Annotated in this window: 16 protein-coding genes; 14 read left to right on the top strand and 2 right to left on the bottom strand. The window is 67.2% G+C overall.

The features are described 5' to 3' along the window. Positions 1 to 2 precede the first annotated feature (2 nt). Positions 3 to 569: a LemA family protein gene (locus FFS62_RS16745; protein WP_137973965.1), complete on the bottom strand. Its 567-nt coding sequence runs from the start codon at positions 567 to 569 to the stop codon at positions 3 to 5. A gap of 81 nt (positions 570 to 650) precedes the next feature. After that, positions 651 to 1157 carry a DUF3617 domain-containing protein gene (locus tag FFS62_RS16740; protein ID WP_137973964.1) on the bottom strand — a complete coding sequence of 169 codons (507 nt, stop codon included), beginning with the start codon at positions 1155 to 1157 and terminating at the stop codon, positions 651 to 653. Between the two features lie 504 nt (positions 1158 to 1661). Here FFS62_RS16740 and tssA point away from each other — a divergent pair. The 14 genes from tssA to icmH are packed head-to-tail and all read left to right on the top strand — an operon-like array spanning position 1662 to position 17185. Then, on the top strand, positions 1662 to 3224 hold the full coding sequence (tssA, locus tag FFS62_RS16735) for a type VI secretion system protein TssA (RefSeq protein ID WP_137973963.1): 1563 nt from the start codon (positions 1662 to 1664) through the stop codon (positions 3222 to 3224). Positions 3225 to 3263: 39 nt separating this feature from the next. Further along, positions 3264 to 3770, top strand: coding sequence for a type VI secretion system contractile sheath small subunit (gene tssB / locus FFS62_RS16730; protein WP_137973962.1), 507 nt, complete (start codon positions 3264 to 3266; stop codon positions 3768 to 3770). 23 nt (positions 3771 to 3793) lie between these two features. Further along, positions 3794 to 5269 carry a type VI secretion system contractile sheath large subunit gene (tssC, locus tag FFS62_RS16725; RefSeq protein ID WP_137973961.1) on the top strand — a complete coding sequence of 492 codons (1476 nt, stop codon included), beginning with the start codon at positions 3794 to 3796 and terminating at the stop codon, positions 5267 to 5269. Between the two features lie 7 nt (positions 5270 to 5276). Continuing rightward, complete coding sequence (gene tssE / locus FFS62_RS16720) at positions 5277 to 5684, top strand: type VI secretion system baseplate subunit TssE (RefSeq protein WP_021702434.1); 408 nt, start codon at positions 5277 to 5279, stop codon at positions 5682 to 5684. A gap of 9 nt (positions 5685 to 5693) precedes the next feature. Next, the gene (locus FFS62_RS16715) at positions 5694 to 6191 is read left to right on the top strand and encodes a carboxypeptidase-like regulatory domain-containing protein (protein ID WP_137973960.1); all 498 of its coding nucleotides are present in this window, start codon (positions 5694 to 5696) and stop codon (positions 6189 to 6191) included. Next, complete coding sequence (gene tssF, locus FFS62_RS16710; RefSeq protein WP_137973959.1) at positions 6191 to 7981, top strand: type VI secretion system baseplate subunit TssF; 1791 nt, start codon at positions 6191 to 6193, stop codon at positions 7979 to 7981. The genes FFS62_RS16715 and tssF overlap by 1 nt, the downstream gene beginning before the upstream one ends. Further along, positions 7945 to 8952 carry a type VI secretion system baseplate subunit TssG gene (gene tssG, locus FFS62_RS16705; protein ID WP_137973958.1) on the top strand — a complete coding sequence of 336 codons (1008 nt, stop codon included), beginning with the start codon at positions 7945 to 7947 and terminating at the stop codon, positions 8950 to 8952. The genes tssF and tssG overlap by 37 nt, the downstream gene beginning before the upstream one ends. A 12-nt stretch (positions 8953 to 8964) precedes the next feature. Next, positions 8965 to 11541, top strand: coding sequence for a type VI secretion system ATPase TssH (tssH, locus tag FFS62_RS16700; RefSeq protein ID WP_137973957.1), 2577 nt, complete (start codon positions 8965 to 8967; stop codon positions 11539 to 11541). Positions 11542 to 11563: 22 nt separating this feature from the next. Then, entirely contained in the window at positions 11564 to 13069 is a 1506-nt protein-coding gene (locus FFS62_RS16695; RefSeq protein ID WP_137974020.1) for a sigma-54-dependent Fis family transcriptional regulator, read from the top strand. 46 nt (positions 13070 to 13115) lie between these two features. After that, complete coding sequence (locus FFS62_RS16690) at positions 13116 to 13253, top strand: type VI secretion protein (RefSeq protein WP_137973956.1); 138 nt, start codon at positions 13116 to 13118, stop codon at positions 13251 to 13253. An 18-nt stretch (positions 13254 to 13271) separates the two neighbouring features. Further along, entirely contained in the window at positions 13272 to 14498 is a 1227-nt protein-coding gene (gene tagH / locus FFS62_RS16685) for a type VI secretion system-associated FHA domain protein TagH (protein ID WP_137973955.1), read from the top strand. A gap of 18 nt (positions 14499 to 14516) precedes the next feature. Continuing rightward, a complete protein-coding gene (tssJ, locus tag FFS62_RS16680) occupies positions 14517 to 14987 on the top strand; it encodes a type VI secretion system lipoprotein TssJ (protein ID WP_137973954.1) in 471 nt (156 codons plus the stop codon). 3 nt (positions 14988 to 14990) lie between these two features. Continuing rightward, the gene (gene tssK, locus FFS62_RS16675) at positions 14991 to 16322 is read left to right on the top strand and encodes a type VI secretion system baseplate subunit TssK (RefSeq protein WP_137973953.1); all 1332 of its coding nucleotides are present in this window, start codon (positions 14991 to 14993) and stop codon (positions 16320 to 16322) included. A gap of 2 nt (positions 16323 to 16324) precedes the next feature. Then, positions 16325 to 17185: a type IVB secretion system protein IcmH/DotU gene (gene icmH, locus FFS62_RS16670; protein ID WP_137973952.1), complete on the top strand. Its 861-nt coding sequence runs from the start codon at positions 16325 to 16327 to the stop codon at positions 17183 to 17185. Positions 17186 to 17188 lie beyond the last annotated feature (3 nt).

Raw genomic sequence — 17188 nt, 5'->3', positions numbered from 1 at the left:
GGTCAGAACTCCATCTTCGGCGACTGGCCGTCGCGGGGGTCTTCCAGGGTGAAATAGTCGGCGCAGCGAAAGCCGAAGGCGCCGGCCAGCAGGTTGCTCGGCACCGACTCGACCAGCACGTTGAGTTCGCGCACGGCGCCGTTGTAGTAACGGCGGGCCATCTGGATATGGTCTTCGACCTCGCTGAGGTTGCGCTGCAGATCGAGGAACACCGCATCGGCCTTGAGCTCGGGATAGTTCTCGGCGACGGCGAACACGCGCAGCAGCGAGGACGACAGCTGGCCCTCGAACGCAGCGCGGTTGGCGGCGCTCTCGCCCTCGTGGGCCTGGGCTTCGCCGCGGCGGCTGGTCAGCTCCTCCAGGGTATCGCGCTCGTGGGTCATGTAGGCGCGCAGGCAGGCGACCAGTGCCGGAATCAGGCTGGAGCGGCGCTTGAGCTGCACGTCGATGCCGCTCCAGGCCTCGGCCACCCGCGCCCGGTTGAATACCAGACGGTTGTAGAGATGGATGCCGACCAGCAGCACCAGCACGCTGGCCGCACCGAACAACCACCACCCGATTACCTGCATTCCTTCGCCCTCGGCCCTCTGACTGAAGCGGCAGTGTAACCGCAGCGCTGCGCCGGGCACCGCCGATTGCGCCACAGGTGGTCAGCGGGCCGGCAGGCCCCCGCAGTCTTCACCAACCCAGCGCGCCTGGCTGTTCATGGTGCTGTCGCGGCCGTCATAGACGCCCTTCACCGTGGTGCTAAAGGCCGTGTCGCTGGCGAAGCGAGTCTCTCCCTCGCCCTGGCCGTTGGGACAGGTGAAGCGGAACTTCCATACCTCGGCGCTGCGCTCGGTGATCTCGTGGGTGCAACCCGAGTTGGGGTCCTGCAGGGGAATGTTCTGGCCCTTGGCGCTGGCCTCGCTGAGGCACAGTTGCACTCCGCCGCCGCTGCCCATCTGCACGCCCTTCTGCTTGAGCATCTGCTCCATCATCTGGCGCTGCTCGGCCGGCATGTTCTGCATCTGCGCCAGCAGTTCCTGCATGTCCGGCATGGCCTGGCCGCCGCTCTGCACCTGGTTGGTGAACTCCCACAGGCCGGGGCGCAACTCGGCCACGGCCAGCGCCGGCAGCAGGCAGGTGCCCAGCAACAGGGTGCGGATGATGGTCATGGTGCGGCTCCTCGCGACGGTGACTGACCCAGCCAGCTTAGGTCAGCCCGGGCGCTTCGGCGCCGGTGCGGCAGGCGGAAGCGGGTCACGTTTTCGTGCACACAGGCGCCATTATTTGCTGTGCGAGTTCACATAAGTGAACTTACCGACCAGGCCAAGTGTGAAACAGAGCAAAGTTGACGGTAAGCATTTTCTTACAAGTAAACTTGCACTTTCCCATATATACGAATACGCCCTCATAACAACTTTTAATTGGCGCCAAAACGGCCATGCGGTCTGCCGACGAACAACTTCCAGCAATCTTCCCGCTTGTCTAGCGCTTCACATTTTCCGCCTTGCCCACCTCCCATCCTGGGGCTAGGATGCCCACCGCATAAGGACGCTGTGCAAGTAGTTGCGCAAAAAACTGCGCAAAAAGTTGCACACACAGACCAAGCAACCGCTTGCTTCTCGCTTATATGAGAAGTTTTCGAAGTTGCTGGACATATATATAGAGTCAATGGAATGACTGCACTTTCACCCCTGGCCGAGCATTATCTGCAGCTGGCGAAAACACCCATTAACGATGGGAACTTTGCCGGCGAAGACATGCGTTATTCCGGCGAATTCGAAGCCCTCGAAGGCGAGCTGGAAAAGGCCGCCGCCATGCACCAGACCGAGGCCATCGACTGGCACAAGGTGCGTGACCAGAGCGAGGCGCTGCTCCGCCATCAGTCCAAGGATCTGCGCGTGGCCTGCTGGCTGGTCTGGAGCCTGCACCAGCGCGAAGGCCTGAATGGCCTGCAGGCCGGCCTGGGCCTGCTGCTCGAACTCTGCCAGCAGCACTGGAGCAGCCTGCATCCGCTCAAGGATCGCACCCGTGCCGCCGCCCTCACCTGGCTCACCCCGCGTCTGGAAAAGGTGCTGGGCGAAGACATTCCCGTCGCCAGCCAGCTGCCACTGTTCCGCAACCTGGCCGAGCTGCTGCGCGGCCTGGAAACCTGTCTGGCCGCGCAACTGGGCGAACAGGCGCCGCTGCTGCTGCCGCTGTGCCGCCGCCTGGACGAGCAGATCGCCCGCGCCACCCAGGGCCAGACCGAGCCCGGCGTGGTCGGTGCCGCCCTGGCCCAGGTCAAGCAGGCCGCCGCCCAGGTGATCAACCCCAGCGCCCCGCTGGACAACGAGCGCGACGCGCACAAGTCGCTGCGCGCCCTGCAGGACGGCGCCCGACCGCTGTGCGCCTGGTGGCTGAAGCAGAAGGCCAGCGACCTGCGCGCCCTGCGCCTGGCGCGCACCCTGCTGTGGCTGCCGATCGACGGCCTGCCGCAGAGCAATACCGAACAGATCACCACCCTGCGCGGCCTGCCGGCCGACAAGCTGGCCGGCTTCGCCGAGCGCTTCGCCGCCGGCCAGTACGCCGACCTGCTGGTGGAAGTGGAAGCCAGCATCGCCCGCGCGCCGTTCTGGCTGGATGGCCAGCGCCTGGCCTGGGAATGCCTGCAGGAGTTGAACGCCGAGGCCGCCATGGTCGAGGTGGAGATGCAGCTGGCGCTGTTCCTCCAGCGCGTGCCCGGCCTGGACGAGCTGCGCTTCCACGACGGCGTGCCCTTCGCCGATGCCGAGACCCGCGCCTGGATCGGCGCCAGCGTCATGCCGCACCTGCAGCCGCCGAGCGCCGAACCGACCGTGCAGGTCAGCGCCGGCGGCGAACTGCCGGCCTGGGAAATCGCCCTGCAAGCCGCCCTGCCACGCCTGCGCAAGGACGGCCTGAAGCCCGCCGTGCAGCAGCTCAAGCAGGGCATGGCCCAGGCCCAGGGCGGCCGCGCGCGGTTCTTCTGGCAGCTCGCCCTGGCGCGCCTGTGCAGCGCGGCGAAGAAGCACGAACTGGCCAAGACCCAACTCGAATCCCTCGACCAGACGCTGCAGGCCTCCGGCCTCGGCGAGTGGGAACCCGATCTCGCCCTGGAAGTGCTGCGTCTGCTGCACAACTGCTACGAGCTGCTGCCGCAGAACCATGCGATCCGCGAGCGCAAGGAAGAGATCCACCGCAGGCTGTGCCACCTCGATCTCGAAGTGGTGCTGGATTGAGGCCGCAAGGCCTCCGCTTAACAGTAAAGGAGAACAACCATGGCCAAAGAAGGCTCGGTAGCACCCAAGGAACGCATCAACGTCACCTTCAAACCGGCGACCGGTGGTGCTCAGGAAGAGATCGAACTGCCCCTCAAGTTGATGGTTCTGGGTGATTTCACCCAGCGCGCCGACGACCGCAAGATCGAGGATCGCAAGCCGATCAGCATCGACAAGAACAACTTCGACGAAGTGCTGGGCAAGCAGGAGCTGAGCCTGACCTTCAACGTGCCCAACCGTCTGCAGGACGAGGAAAGCGCCGACGAGTTGCCGGTGCAGCTGCGCATCAACTCGATGAAGGACTTCAACCCGGCCGCCGTGGTCGACCAGGTCCCCGAGCTGAAGAAGCTGATGGAGCTGCGCGATGCCCTGGTCGCCCTGAAAGGCCCGCTGGGCAACGCCCCGGCCTTCCGCAAGGCGATCGAAAGCGTCCTCTCCGACGACGACTCCCGTGACCGCGTACTGGGTGAACTGGGCCTCGCCGCCCAAGCCCAGCAAGACGCCTGAATTCTCGACAAGGAAGCCCGAGCATGAGCACCAGTGCAGTAGTGGAAAGCACCCGGAATGTCGCCGAAGCCGGCATTCTCGACCGCATCATCGCGGAAACCCGCCTGACCCCGGACGACGAAGCCTATGACATCGCCAAGCGTGGCGTGTCCGCCTTCATCGAAGAGCTGCTGAAGCCGCACAACCAGAACGAGCCGGTGAAGAAGGCCATGGTCGACCGCATGATCGCGGAGATCGACGCCAAGCTCAGCCGGCAGATGGACGAGATCCTCCACCACGCCGACTTCCAGGCCCTGGAATCATCCTGGCGCGGCCTCAAGCTGCTGGTCGATCGCACCAACTTCCGCGAGAACACCAAGCTGGAGATCCTCAACGCCTCCAAGCAGGACCTGCTGGACGACTTCGAGGACAGCCCGGAAATCACCCAGTCCGGCCTGTACAAGCACATCTACACCGCCGAGTACGGCCAGTTCGGCGGCCAGCCGGTCGGCGCCATCGTCGCCAACTACTTCTTCGACCCCAGCTCGCCGGACATCAAGTGCATGCAGCACGTGGCCTCCGTCGCCTGCATGGCCCACGCGCCGTTCATCGCCGCTGCCGGCCCGAAATTCTTCGGCCTGGAGAGCTTCACCGGCCTGCCCAACCTGAAGGACCTCAAGGATCACTTCGAGGGCCCGCAGTTCGCCAAGTGGCAGAGCTTCCGCGAGCGTGAAGACGCGCGCTACGTCGGCCTGACCCTGCCGCGCTTCCTGCTGCGCAACCCCTACGATCCGGAAGAAAACCCGGTGAAGACCTTCGTCTACAAGGAGAACGTCGCCGGCAACCACGAGCACTACCTGTGGGGCAACACCGCCTACACCTTCGCCTCCAAGCTGACCGACAGCTTCGCCAAGTTCCGCTGGTGCCCGAACATCATCGGCCCGCAGAGCGGTGGCGCGGTGGAAGACCTGCCGCTGCACCACTTCGAGAGCATGGGCGAGATCGAGACCAAGATTCCCACCGAAGTACTGGTCTCCGACCGTCGCGAATATGAGCTGGCCGAAGAAGGCTTTATCGCCCTGACCATGCGCAAGGGCAGCGACAACGCCGCGTTCTTCTCCGCCAACTCCACCCAGAAGCCGAAGTTCTTCGGCATCAGCGAGGAAGGCAAGACCGCCGAGCTGAACTACAAGCTCGGCACCCAGCTGCCCTACCTGTTCATTGTCAACCGCCTGGCGCACTACCTGAAGGTGCTGCAGCGCGAGCAGATCGGCGCCTGGAAAGAGCGCACCGACCTGGAGCTGGAGCTGAACAAGTGGATTCGCCAGTTCGTCGCCGACCAAGAGAACCCCAGCTCGGAAGTCCGTAGCCGCCGTCCGCTGCGCGCCGCACAGGTGATCGTCAGCGACGTGGAAGGCGAGCCGGGCTGGTACCGCGTCAGCCTCAACGTGCGCCCGCACTTCAAGTACATGGGTGCCGACTTCACCTTGTCGCTGGTCGGCAAGCTGGACAAGGAGTGAGGGCTAAATGACTGGATACGGCAGCCTGTTCGAGCGCCTCGGCGGTGACACCGTCGGCCGCGCCCGCCTCGACCACGAGGTGAGCGTGATGGCCTCGGTGGCTGCCCATCTGGCCAAGATGCTCAGCACCCGGGCGGGCAGCGTGCAGACGCTGCCCGACTACGGGTTGCCCGATCTCAACGACATGCGCCTGTCGCTGCACGACGCATTGCAGCAGGCGCGCATGGCGATCGAACGCTTCATCGAACAATACGAGCCGCGCCTGAAGCAGGTGCGGGTCATTTCCCTGCCGCGTGAGCACGACCCCCTCAGCCTCAACTTCGCCATCGAAGGGCTGCTGCAGGTCGATGGCATCAAGCGCCAGGTCAGTTTCGCCGCGCAGCTGGATGGCAGCGGGCAAGTGAAGGTCAGGTAGGAAACAAGGATGTTCGCCAGCCATACCACTCTCCCGCATGCGGGACGGGACACCCTCGCACTCTGCGGCATCGCCCTGATGCTCGGTGCCTGCGTGCCCTACCCGCATTCGGTGACCCGCAACCCGGCCATCGAGGGCCGTGTGCTGTCCGCCGAAACGGGTCAGCCGGTGGCCAATGCCAAGATCGAGTTGGCTATCGGCAGCGACGAGTCCTGGCGCTACGAAACCAGCAGCGACTCCGAGGGCCGTTTCGCCTTTGCCAAACACCGCGACTATCGCCTGTTCGCCCTGCTGGCCGACGCGCCGCAGTGCCGGACCGATATCAAGGTCAGCGCACCCCTCTATCACACCCGCCATTGCATCTGGATGAGCTCATATGGGTGTCCGTCGGCGCCAATGAAACTATCGGGACTGATGCTGCGGCCGGAACACATGGCCACCTCAGAAACAGAGTCCATCGAGGGCTACTGGCTCTGTCTCGAATCGGCCAAGGAGCAGGCCCACTAATGTCGTTCAACCACCACTACCAGAGCGAACTCTCCGCCCTGCGCCAACTGGGCAAGCGCTTCTCCGAGCGCAGCCCGGCGCTAGCGCCGTTTCTTGGCCAGGCCGGCCGTGATCCGGATGTGGAGCGTCTGCTGGAAGGCTTCGCCTTCCTCACCGGGCGCCTGCGGCAGAAGCTCGATGACGAGCTGCCGGAGCTGACCCACTCGCTGATGCACCTGCTTTGGCCGAACTACATGCGCCCGCTGCCGGCCTTCAGCATGCTGCAATTCGACCCGCTCAAGCGTCCCGGTCCGGCGCTGCCGGTGCCGCGGCATACGCCGGTGGAATCACGCGCCATCGAGGGTGTGACCTGCCGCTTCCGCACCGCCTACGCCACCGAGGTGCTGCCACTGGCACTGAGTGGCCTGGACTACTCGGTGAAGGGCGGCGGCGCGCTGCTCAGCCTGCGCCTGGCGATGAGCGCCGATGGCCATCTCGGCGAGATCGGCCTGAGTACCCTGCGCCTGCACCTGGCCGGCGAGCGCTATATCGCTCAGCTGCTCTACCTCGGCCTGCTGCGTCATCTCGGCGGCCTGCAGCTGGTATTGCTGGATGGCGAGGGCCAACCGCTGACCGGCGAACACGGCCTGCCGTTGCCGGCCATGGCTCTGCCGGCGAACCAGGTCGAGGCGGTCGGCTTCAGCGAAGACCACGCGCTGATCCCCTACCCGCACAACACCTTCCGCGGCTACCGCCACCTGCAGGAATACTTCGCCTTCCAGGACAAGTTCCTGTTCGTCGACCTCAAGGGCCTGGACGCCATCGCCCGCCAGCCAGAAGAAGTGCTGGAGCGCGCCCGCGGCCTGGAGCTGCGCTTCGACATCCGCAAGACCGGCCTGCAGCGCATCCGCCCGACCCTGGACAACGTGCGCCTGTACTGCACGCCGGTGGTCAACCTGTTCGCCCACGACGCCATCCCGATTCGCCTGGACGGCAAGCAGGACCAGTACCTGCTGCTGCCGGCCGAGCTCGACCCGCAGCACTGCGGCGTCTTCTCGGTGGACCGGGTGACCGGCTGGAAACCAGGCGGCATGGGCTACGAGGAATACGTGCCGTTCGAGTCGTTCGAGCACGACACCAGCTTCGACCAGCCGCGCGCGCGGCCGCACTACAGCGTGCGCCAGCAGTCGTCGCTGCTCGGCGACGGCATGGAGACCTGGCTGAGCTTCGGCCAGCGCGGTGGCGAGGCCCAGGAGACCCTGTCGATCGAGCTGACCTGCACCAACCAGAGCCTGGCGCGCCAGCTCAAGCCGGGCGACATCTGCCTGCCCAGCGAGGACACCCCGGAGTTCCTCACCTTTCGCAATATCGGCACGGTGACGCCGAGCTACGCGCCGCCGCTGCACCGCGACTACCTGTGGAAGCTGATCTCCAACATGTCGCTGAACTACCTGTCGCTGGCCGACGTCGAGGCGCTCAAGGTCATCCTCGAGACCTACGACCTGCCGCGCCACTACGACCAGCACGCGCTCAAGGTCAGCCAGCGCATGCTCGGCGGCCTGAAGAAGATCGCCCACCAGCACGTCGACCGCCTGCACCGCGGGCTGCCAATTCGCGGCGTGCGCACCGAATTGACCATGGACCCGGACGGCTACCTGGGCGAAGGGGACCTGTTCCTGTTCGCCTCGGTGCTCAATGAATTCTTCGCCCTCTACGCCAGCCTCAACTCGTATCACGAGCTGCGCGTACAGAGCACACAGGGAGAGGTGTACCAATGGACGCCGCGCATGGGGCAGCAGCCCCTGCTCTGAACCGGCTCAGCCGGGGCATCCGCGAGTACAGCCTGTTCCAGGGTGTGCTGCAGGTGCTGGATCGTCTGCGCACCGCCCATCCTGAGCTGGATGAGGAGGCGCTGTACGAGCGCCTGGAATTCCAGGCCAACCCCAGCCTGGGCTTCCCCGGCAGCGATACCGATCGCCTGGAGTTCTTCGAGGAACACGGCGAGCTGCGCGCGCGCCTGCGCATCAACCTGGTCGGCCTGTTCGGCTCCGGCTCGCCGCTGCCGGCGTTCTACAGCGAGCAGGCGCTCGGCGATGGTCCGGATGGCAACACCACCCGCGATTTCCTCGACCTGTTCAACGACCGCCTGCAGCGCCTGCTCCTGCCGATCTGGCGCAAGTACCGCTACTACGCGCACTACGACCAGGGCGCCCGCGACCTGTTTTCCGCGCGCCTGTTCGCCCTGATCGGCCTGGGCGGCGAACGCATCCGCGCCGCCGAGGACCTCAACTGGCGGCGCCTGCTGCCCTACCTCGGCCTGCTCAGTCTGCGCGCCCACTCGGCGGCGCTGGTCGAGTCGGTGCTGCGCTATTACTTCAAGCACGCCGACCTGCGCATCGAGCAGTGCGTCGAGCGCCGCGTGGAGATCATCGCCGAGCAGCGCAACCGCCTCGGCCTGGCCAACAGCCAGCTGGGCGAGAGCCTGGTGCTGGGCGACTCGGTGCGCGACCGCGGCGGCAAGTTCCGCATCCATATCCGCCAGCTGAGCTGGGCGCGCTTCCACGAATTTCTGCCTATCGGCAGCGGTTACCAGCCGCTCTGCGCGCTGGTGCGTTTCACCCTGCGCGACCCGCTCGACTACGACATCCGCCTGGCCCTGCGCCACGAGGAAATCCGCGAGCTGCGCATCGGCCAGGACAACCCCTGCCACCTCGGCTGGACCTCCTGGCTCGGCCACGAACAGGCCGATGGCGTCGTCACCATCGGCAGCAAGACTCATTAAAGGACTGATGAAATGATCAACGTCGACCTCCAACAGCTGGTCCAGGCACTGGACGCCGAGACCCGCCGCGAGCTGGAAGCCGCCGCCGAACGCTGCCTGCAGCGCGGTGGCAGCAAGATCCTGGTCGAAGACCTGCTGCTCGGCCTGCTCGAGCGCCGCGACGGCCTGCTGGCCCGCGCCCTGCAGGACGCCGAGGTGGACGCCTTTGAGCTGGCCGCCACCCTGCAGCCGCGCGGCGAGGCCAGCGAGTCGCGCAACCCGGTGTTCTCCGCCGAGCTGGTGCAGTGGCTGCAGGACGCCCTGCTGGTGGCCAACCTGGAACTGGGCCAGAGCCAGATCGAACAGGCCGCGCTGCTCCTCGCCCTGCTGCGCAACCCGCTGCGCTATGCCGGCACGCGTTACCAGCCAATGCTGGCGAAGATCGATGCCGAGCGCCTGCGCGACTTCGCCATCAGCCAGCAGCCGCAGACCGCCGCCGGCAAACAGGCCGCGCCCGGCGAATCCAATCTGCAGCGCTTCACTCACAACTTCACCCAGCGCGCCCGCGACGGCAAGCTCGACCCGGTGCTGTGCCGTGACGGCGCCATCCGCCAGATGATCGACATCCTCGCCCGCCGGCGGAAGAACAACCCGATCGTGGTTGGCGAAGCCGGTGTGGGCAAGACCGCACTGGTCGAGGGCCTGGCCCTGCGCATCGCCGCCGGCGAAGTACCGGAAGTGCTGCGCGGCGTCGAACTGCTCGGCCTGGACATGGGCCTGCTGCAGGCCGGCGCCAGCGTCAAGGGCGAGTTCGAACGCCGCCTGCAGGGGGTGATCGACGAAGTGAAGGGCGCGGCCAAGCCGACCATCCTGTTTATCGACGAGGCCCACACCCTGATTGGCGCCGGCGCCCAGGCCGGTGGCTCGGACGCGGCCAACCTGCTCAAGCCGGCCCTGGCCCGTGGCGAGCTGCGCACCATCGCCGCCACCACCTGGAGCGAATACAAGAAGTACTTCGAGAAGGACCCGGCCCTGGCCCGGCGCTTCCAGCCGGTGCAGCTGCACGAGCCGACAGTTCCGGAAGCCGTGACCATCCTCCGCGGCCTGGCCCCGGTGTACGAGCAGAGCCACGGCATCTACCTGCGCGACGACGCGGTGGTGGCCGCTGCCGAACTGTCCGCGCGCTACCTGGCCGGCCGCCAGCTGCCGGACAAGGCGGTGGACGTGCTGGATACCGCCTGCGCCCGCGTGCGCATCAGCCTGGCCGCCGCCCCGGAAGCACTGGAGCGCCTGCGCGGCGAGCTGGCCGAAGGCGAGCGCCAGCGCCTGGCCCTGCGCCGCGACCTGCAGGCCGGCCTGGCGGCGGACGAAGCCGCACTGGCCGCCCTGGAACAGCGCCTGACCGAGGCGGAAAGCGAACTGCAGCAAATCGATGCGCGCTGGAGCGAACAGCGCCAGCTGGCCGAGCGCCTGCTGGACCTGCGCCAGCTATGCGCCCAGGCCCGCGCCGAAGGCAGCGATGAATTGGACGCGCTGGAAAGCCAACTGCGCGAAGTCCAGGCCGAACTGGCCAGCGCCCAGAGCGCCGAGCGCCTGGTCAGCTTCGAAGTCTGCCCGCGCCTGGTGGCCGAGGTGATCAGTCACTGGACCGGCGTGCCACTGAGCCAGCTGGCTCGCGAACACAACGCCAAGGTGGCCAGCTTCGCCAGCGACCTGCGCGCCCGCGTGCGTGGCCAGGAGCAGGCGGTGCAGGTGCTCGACCGCGCCATGCGCGCCGCCGCCGCCGGGCTGAACAAGGACGACGCGCCGGCCGGCGTGTTCCTCCTGGTCGGCCCCAGCGGCGTGGGCAAGACCGAGACCGCCCTGGCCCTGGCCGACCTGCTGTACGGCGGCGAGCGCTTCCTCACCACCATCAACATGTCCGAGTTCCAGGAGAAGCACACCGTCTCGCGGCTGATCGGTGCGCCGCCCGGCTACGTCGGCTACGGCGAGGGCGGCATGCTCACCGAGGCGGTGCGGCAGAAGCCCTACTCGGTGATCCTCCTTGACGAGGTGGAGAAGGCCGATCCGGACGTGATGAACGTCTTCTACCAGATCTTCGACAAGGGCGTGGCCAACGACGGCGAAGGCCGCGAGATCAACTTCCGCAACTGCCTGATCCTGCTCACCTCCAACCTGGCCAGCGACAAGATCGAAGCGCTCTGCGCGGGCGAGCAACGGCCGCCAGTGGAGCAGCTGGAAGAGGCGATCCGCCCGACCCTGAGCCGCCACTTCAAGCCGGCCCTATTGGCGCGCATGCGCGTGGTGCCCTACTACCCGGTGGCCGGTGCCGTGCTCCGCGAGCTGATCCAGCTCAAGCTAGAGCGCCTCGGCCAGCGCCTGGGCAAACGCCGCCTGGCCTTCAGCCACAGCCCGGTGCTGCTCGAACACCTGGCCGAGCGCTGCGCCAGCGGCGAGAGCGGCGCGCGGCTGATCGACCAGCTGCTGGAGCAGAGCGTGCTGCCGCGCATCGCCGACCGCCTGCTGGATGCCATGGCCAGCGGCGCCGCCATCTCCCGTGTACACGCCACCCTGGACGGTGAAGGAGCGCTGGCCTGTGAGTTCGATTGAGCGCATCGTCGAAGCCGCGCCGCTGCTGGGGCAGATCGCCCAGCCGCTGGCCTATGCCGAACAGTTGCTGCAGCAGTTCACCCGCCTGTCGCGCCTGGCCGCTGCCGAACGCCTGCCGGCGGCCCTGGCCCAGGCGGCGGCGCAGCTGTCCGGCTGCCGCCTGGCCCAGCTTTACCTGCTGGACAGCACCCACACCCGGCTGACCCTGGCCGCCGAATGGCTGGATGGCCGGCTCGCCGAGCACGAGACCAGCCTGCCCAGCGACTACGACGGCGAGCAGCTGCTGCAGTACTGCCTGTGCCAGAACCGCCACCTGAGCCTGGCCAGCCTCGACCCCAGCCTGCACGAAACCAGCTTCCTGCCGGCCGCGGAAAAACCCTGGCGCAGCCTGCTGTGCCTGCCGCTGCAGGATGAGCAGGCACGCGTTGCCGGCCTGCTGCTGGTGGCCAGCAGCGGCACTCGCGACCTCGACGGTTTCGCCGCCTCGCTGGCCAGCCTGGGTGCCTTCGCCCTGGCCCAGCACCAGCTGCTGCAACGCCTGCGCGCACCCAAGGCGGCCGCACCGGAAGCGGTCAGCCCGGCGCTGCCCAGCGACTACGGCCTGATCGGCAACAGCCCGGCCATGCGCCCGGTGTACCAGTTGATCGGCAAGGTGCTGCACAACCCCACCAGCGTGCTGCTGACCGGCGAGACCGGCACCGGCAAGGAGCTGGTCGCCCGCGCCATCCACGACTGCGGCTTCCGCCGCAGCCAGGCGTTCATCGTGCAGAACTGCGCCTCGCTGCCGGAGAACCTGCTGGAGAGCGAGCTGTTCGGCTACCGCAAGGGCGCCTTCACCGGCGCCGAGCGCGACCGCAAGGGCCTGTTCGACGCGGCCGACGGCGGCACCCTGTTCCTCGACGAGATCGGCGACATGCCCCTGGCCCTGCAGGCCAAGCTGCTGCGCGTGTTGCAGGAAGGCGAAGTGCGCCCGCTGGGCAGCACGCAGACGCACAAGGTCGACGTGCGCATCGTCGCCGCCACCCACCGCGACCTGCGCAGCCTGGTCGAGGAAGGCCGTTTCCGCGAAGACCTGTTCTATCGCCTGTCGCACTTCCCCATCGAGCTGCCACCGCTGCGCGCCCGCGCCGAGGACATCCTGCAACTGGCCCGGCATTTCGCCGCCAAGGCCGCCAGCTTCCTGCAGCGCGACGCCTGCCGCTGGTCCGAGGCGGCGCTGGACCACCTGGCCGGCTACGCCTTCCCCGGCAATGTGCGTGAGCTCAAGGGCCTGGTGGAGCGCGCCGTGCTGCTGTGCGAGGGCGGCGAGCTGCTGCCCGAGCACTTCAACCTGCACCCCACCAGCCTGGCCGACGACAGCTGCATGAACCTGCGCGAGCGCATGGAAAAGGTCGAGCGCAACCTGCTGCTCGACTGCCTGCGCAAGAACCGCGGCAACCAGAGCCAGGCCGCCCGCGAGCTGGGCCTGCCGCGCCGCACCCTGCTGTACCGCATGGACCGGCTGAACATCAGCCCGGCCGATGTCTGAGGCCGCCATGAATTCCCTATCCGTCACCGCCAGTGGAGAACCCGCGATGTCCCACCGCCTTCTGACCGCCACCCTGCTCGCCGCCCTGCTCGGCCTCGCCGGCTGCGGCGGCAACTACAAGTCCAGCGACGACGAGTACCGCCCGCTGGGTGACCCGCACGCCGAACAGCAGCGCGAAGACTGAGCGCAAGGAGCCCCTACCATGGAACTGGTATTCGATATCGTCAGCGCCCAGCAGTACGCGCCGGGTCTGCTGACCAGCAAGAGCTTCAAGAAGGCCGGCGGCATGATCGGCCGTGGCGAGGAATGCGACTGGGCCATCCCGGACAGCAAGCGCATCCTCTCCAACCGCCACGCCCAGGTCAGCTACGCCGACGGTCACTTCTACCTGACCGACATCAGCAGCAATGGCGTGACCCTCAAGGACAACGGCGCGCGCCTGCCCAAGGGCGAGCCGCAGCGCATCGAGCACGGTTGCGTGTACTGCCTCGGCGAGCTGGAGATCCGCGCCCGTGTGCTGCAGGACCCGGCCCAGTTCGAGGAGCAGATCGGCCAGCGCCAGCACGCCGGCAGCATCATCCCCGACGACGCCTTCCTCGACCTCGACCCGATCGCCGCCCTCGAACAGCGCCCGCGCGGCTACAGCCAGCTGGACGAGTTCGCCGGCCTGGTGCAGGCGCCGGAGGAAGAGCAGGAACGCACCCAGTACGCGCGCATCGACATGGAAAGCCTGCTGGTGCCCGAACTGGTCCGCGAAGCGGAGCCGACGCCGGTTGAAGTGCCGCGCCCGCAGGCCCGTCCGGCGCAGGTGCCGGTAGCCGCCGAGCCGCTGCCGCAGGGCTTCTGGCAGCGCTTCGGCGATGCCCTCGGGGTGAAAGTCGATGACCTCGATGCCGAGGCCCGCGAGGCCCTGGCCCTGCAGGCCGCGCGCCTGCTCAAGCAGAGCGTGGCCGGCCTGCAGCAGAGCCTGCGCACCCGCAGCGAGCTGAAGAACGAACTGCGCCTGGCCCTGACCACCGTGCAGAGCGCCGGCAACAACCCGCTCAAGCAGGTCGGCGACGCCGGCGAGGCGCTCACCGCCATGCTGCGCGGCAACAAGCCCGGCCAGCTGCCGGCCGAGCAGGCCGTCGGCCGCGCCTACCGCGACTTGCAGGCGCACCAGGTGGCGCTGTTCGCCGCCAGCCGCACGGCGGTGCAGGGCCTGTTCGAACAGTTCGCGCCGGAGCAGCTGACCCTGCGCTTCGAGCAGGACCGCAAGCCGCTGCTGGCCACTTCCGGCAGCCGCTGGCGCGCCTACCAGCGCCACTTCCGTGCGCTGGAGAAGGACGACGACTGGAGCCAGCGCCTGTTCGCCCGCGACTTCGCCAAGACCTACGAAGAGCAGGTCCGCCTGATCGCCACCCTCAACACCGATTACCAGCCTTCGTAAGAAGCAAGGATGAATGCCATGCGCCGTCTTATCAGCCTTAGCCTGCTCAGTCTGCTCGCCGCCCTCGGCGGCTGCTCCAGCCTGTCGCCCTACTCCGACACCACCAAGCTCGACCTGCGCCTGCAGGCCAGCGACGACCTCAACCCGGACCTGGCCGGCCGCCCCTCGCCCATCGTGGTGCGCCTGCTGGAGCTGAAGAATCCGTCGTCGTTCAACAACGCCGAATTCTTCTCCCTGTACCAGCGGCCGAAGGAGTCGCTGATGCCCGACCTGGTCAGCTTCGAGGAGATGGAAGTGCGCCCCGGCGAGGAGCGCGACCTCAAGCTCTCGGTACAGCCGGGCAGCCGCTACGTCGGCGTGATCGCCGCCTACCGCGACCTGCCGGAAGCCAGCTGGCGCTACGTGGTGTCGCTGCAGGAAGGCGAGATCAACCAGGCCGGCGTGGTGCTCGGCAAGCGCGGCCTGGAGCCGCTCAAGGAAGAGGACTGAGCAATGGAAATGCTCAAGGTTGTCTGGCAGGAAGGGATGCTCCTGCGACCCCAGCACTTCCAGCAGAACGATCGCTACTTCGAGCATCAGCTCAAGTCGCGCTCGCGCCTGCAGGACATCTACCCCTGGGGCTTCTTCAGCCTGGAGGTGGACCGCCAGTTCCTCGGCATGGGCAAGCTGGTGCTCAGCCAGGCCAGCGGCGTGCTGCCCGACGGCAGCCTGTTCGAACTGGACGCCAGCCGCGAGCCGCTGGCCCTGGACATCCCGCCGAACACCGCCGCCACCCCGGTGTACCTGGCCCTGCCGCTGGTCACCGGCAACCACATCGAGAGCCGTCGCAGCGAACAGCAGGACGTGCTGGCCCGCTATCGCGCCCACGAACTGGAGGTGGCCGACTCCAACGCCGGCGACGTCACCGTCAGCCAGGTCAGCTGCGGTCGCCCGGACTTCCGCCTGCTGCTCGGCGAGCAGCAGAACGACCAGGCCTTCGTGAAGCTCAAGGTGGCGGAAATCTTCGACACCAGCCCGGACGGGGTGATCAGCCTCGACCAGGACTTCAGCCCGACCTTCCTGCATGTGCAGGCGTCCAGCTACCTGCTGTCCTGCCTCAAGGAAGTGATCAGCCTGCTCGGCCACCGCGGCGACATCCTCGCCGAGCGGGTCCGCGCCGCCGGCAAGCTGGGAAACACAGAGGTAGGGGACTTCCTGATGCTGCAGCTGGTCAACCGCTACGAGCCGCAGCTGCGCCACTACCTCAGCCTGGAGCAGATGCATCCGGAGCTGCTGTATCGCGAGCTGGTCGGCCTGCTCGGCGAGCTGGCCACCTTCGCCGCCGACCACAAGCGCCCGCGCCTGGACGGCCGCTACCTGCACAACGACCAGGCCGCCAGCTTCCGCAAGCTGATGGAGGCGCTGCGCCAGGTGCTGTCCATGGTGCTGGAGCAGCACGCCATCGAGCTGCCGCTGCAGCAGCGCCAGTACGGCATCCAGGTCTCGCCGCTGCAGGACCACGCGCTGCTGGGCAACGCCACCTTCGTCCTCGCCGCCGATGCCCAGTGCGAGTCCGAAGAGCTGCGCAAGCGCCTGCCGGCGCACCTGAAGATCGGCGCGGTGGAGCGCATCCGCCAGCTGGTCAACCTGCACCTGCCGGGCATCAAGGTGAAGCCGCTGCCAGTCGCGCCGCGGCAGATCCCCTTCCACGCCGGCAAGACCTACTTCGCCCTGGAGTTCAGCGCCGAGGAACTGGCGCAGCTGGAGAGCTCCGGTGGCTTTGCCTTCCACGTGTCCGGCGACTTCGCCGGGCTTGAGCTGAAATTCTGGGCGATCAGGAGCTGAACATGATCAGGGAAGCACAGGACAAGACAGTCGTCCTCAACCGCCAGGGAGAAGGCGCCGCACCACGCGGCCCGCTCACCGACTTCGCCACGCCGCGCTTCGAGCAGCTCGAAGAGCGCATGGTCTACGCCGCGCGCATGCGCCCGGCGGAAGTCTTCAACATCAGTTTCAACCCGCTGGTGGCCGCCAGCGCGCTGCTGCTCTCGGAAATGGTGCGGCTGAAGACCCACGCCAGCGCGGAGAACTTCGACGCGCTCAACGAGCGCCTCAACGTGGCGATCAAGCTGTTCGAGCACCGCGCCCTGCAGGAAGGCGTCGAGGGCGGCCAGGTAATGGCAGCGCGCTACGTGCTGTGCACCGTGGTCGACGAGGCCGTGGTGACCACGCCCTGGGGCAACGAGAGTGCCTGGTCACAGATGAGCCTGCTGTCGACCTTCCACAACGAGACCTTCGGCGGCGAGAAGTTCTTCCAGCTGCTCGAGCACCTGTCGCGCAACCCGGTCAAGCACCTGGCCATGCTCGAGCTGATGTACATCTGCCTGTCGCTCGGTTTCGAGGGCAAGTACCGCGTGCTGCCGCGCGGCATGCTCGAACTGGAGGCGATCCGCGACAGCCTGTACCGACAGATCCGCCAGCTGCGTGGCGATATCCCGCGCGAGCTGTCGCCGCACTGGGAGGGCCTCAAGGAAGGTCGCCGCCGGCTGGTGCGCATCGTTCCCGGCTGGCTGGTGGCGGTGGCCACGGTGGCCGGCCTGGCACTGCTCTACGCCGGCTTCAGCTGGGTGCTGCACGAGCAGCGCGGCACCGTACTGCAACCCTATCAGGCGGTAGAAGCCGCCCCTGCCCCATCTGTTCAGGGATGAGTT

The sequence above is a fragment of the Pseudomonas sp. F(2018) genome, from assembly GCF_005508865.1.
In the GTDB taxonomy this organism is placed as follows: domain Bacteria; phylum Pseudomonadota; class Gammaproteobacteria; order Pseudomonadales; family Pseudomonadaceae; genus Aquipseudomonas.
Note: the sequence above shows the minus strand (reverse complement) of the source record. Positions and strands in the feature narration are given on the sequence as shown.

Bases quoted from the DNA above. Each gene is read 5' to 3' on its own strand.
- FFS62_RS16745 (WP_137973965.1), bottom strand. From the start codon at position 569: ATGCAGGTAATCGGGTGGTGGTTGTTCGGTGCGGCCAGCGTGCTGGTG.
- FFS62_RS16740 (WP_137973964.1), bottom strand. From the start codon at position 1,157: ATGACCATCATCCGCACCCTGTTGCTGGGCACCTGCCTGCTGCCGGCG.
- tssA (WP_137973963.1), top strand. From the start codon at position 1,662: ATGACTGCACTTTCACCCCTGGCCGAGCATTATCTGCAGCTGGCGAAA.
- tssB (WP_137973962.1), top strand. From the start codon at position 3,264: ATGGCCAAAGAAGGCTCGGTAGCACCCAAGGAACGCATCAACGTCACC.
- tssC (WP_137973961.1), top strand. From the start codon at position 3,794: ATGAGCACCAGTGCAGTAGTGGAAAGCACCCGGAATGTCGCCGAAGCC.
- tssE (WP_021702434.1), top strand. From the start codon at position 5,277: ATGACTGGATACGGCAGCCTGTTCGAGCGCCTCGGCGGTGACACCGTC.
- FFS62_RS16715 (WP_137973960.1), top strand. From the start codon at position 5,694: ATGTTCGCCAGCCATACCACTCTCCCGCATGCGGGACGGGACACCCTC.
- tssF (WP_137973959.1), top strand. From the start codon at position 6,191: ATGTCGTTCAACCACCACTACCAGAGCGAACTCTCCGCCCTGCGCCAA.
- tssG (WP_137973958.1), top strand. From the start codon at position 7,945: ATGGACGCCGCGCATGGGGCAGCAGCCCCTGCTCTGAACCGGCTCAGC.
- tssH (WP_137973957.1), top strand. From the start codon at position 8,965: ATGATCAACGTCGACCTCCAACAGCTGGTCCAGGCACTGGACGCCGAG.
- FFS62_RS16690 (WP_137973956.1), top strand. From the start codon at position 13,116: ATGTCCCACCGCCTTCTGACCGCCACCCTGCTCGCCGCCCTGCTCGGC.
- tagH (WP_137973955.1), top strand. From the start codon at position 13,272: ATGGAACTGGTATTCGATATCGTCAGCGCCCAGCAGTACGCGCCGGGT.
- tssJ (WP_137973954.1), top strand. From the start codon at position 14,517: ATGCGCCGTCTTATCAGCCTTAGCCTGCTCAGTCTGCTCGCCGCCCTC.
- tssK (WP_137973953.1), top strand. From the start codon at position 14,991: ATGGAAATGCTCAAGGTTGTCTGGCAGGAAGGGATGCTCCTGCGACCC.
- icmH (WP_137973952.1), top strand. From the start codon at position 16,325: ATGATCAGGGAAGCACAGGACAAGACAGTCGTCCTCAACCGCCAGGGA.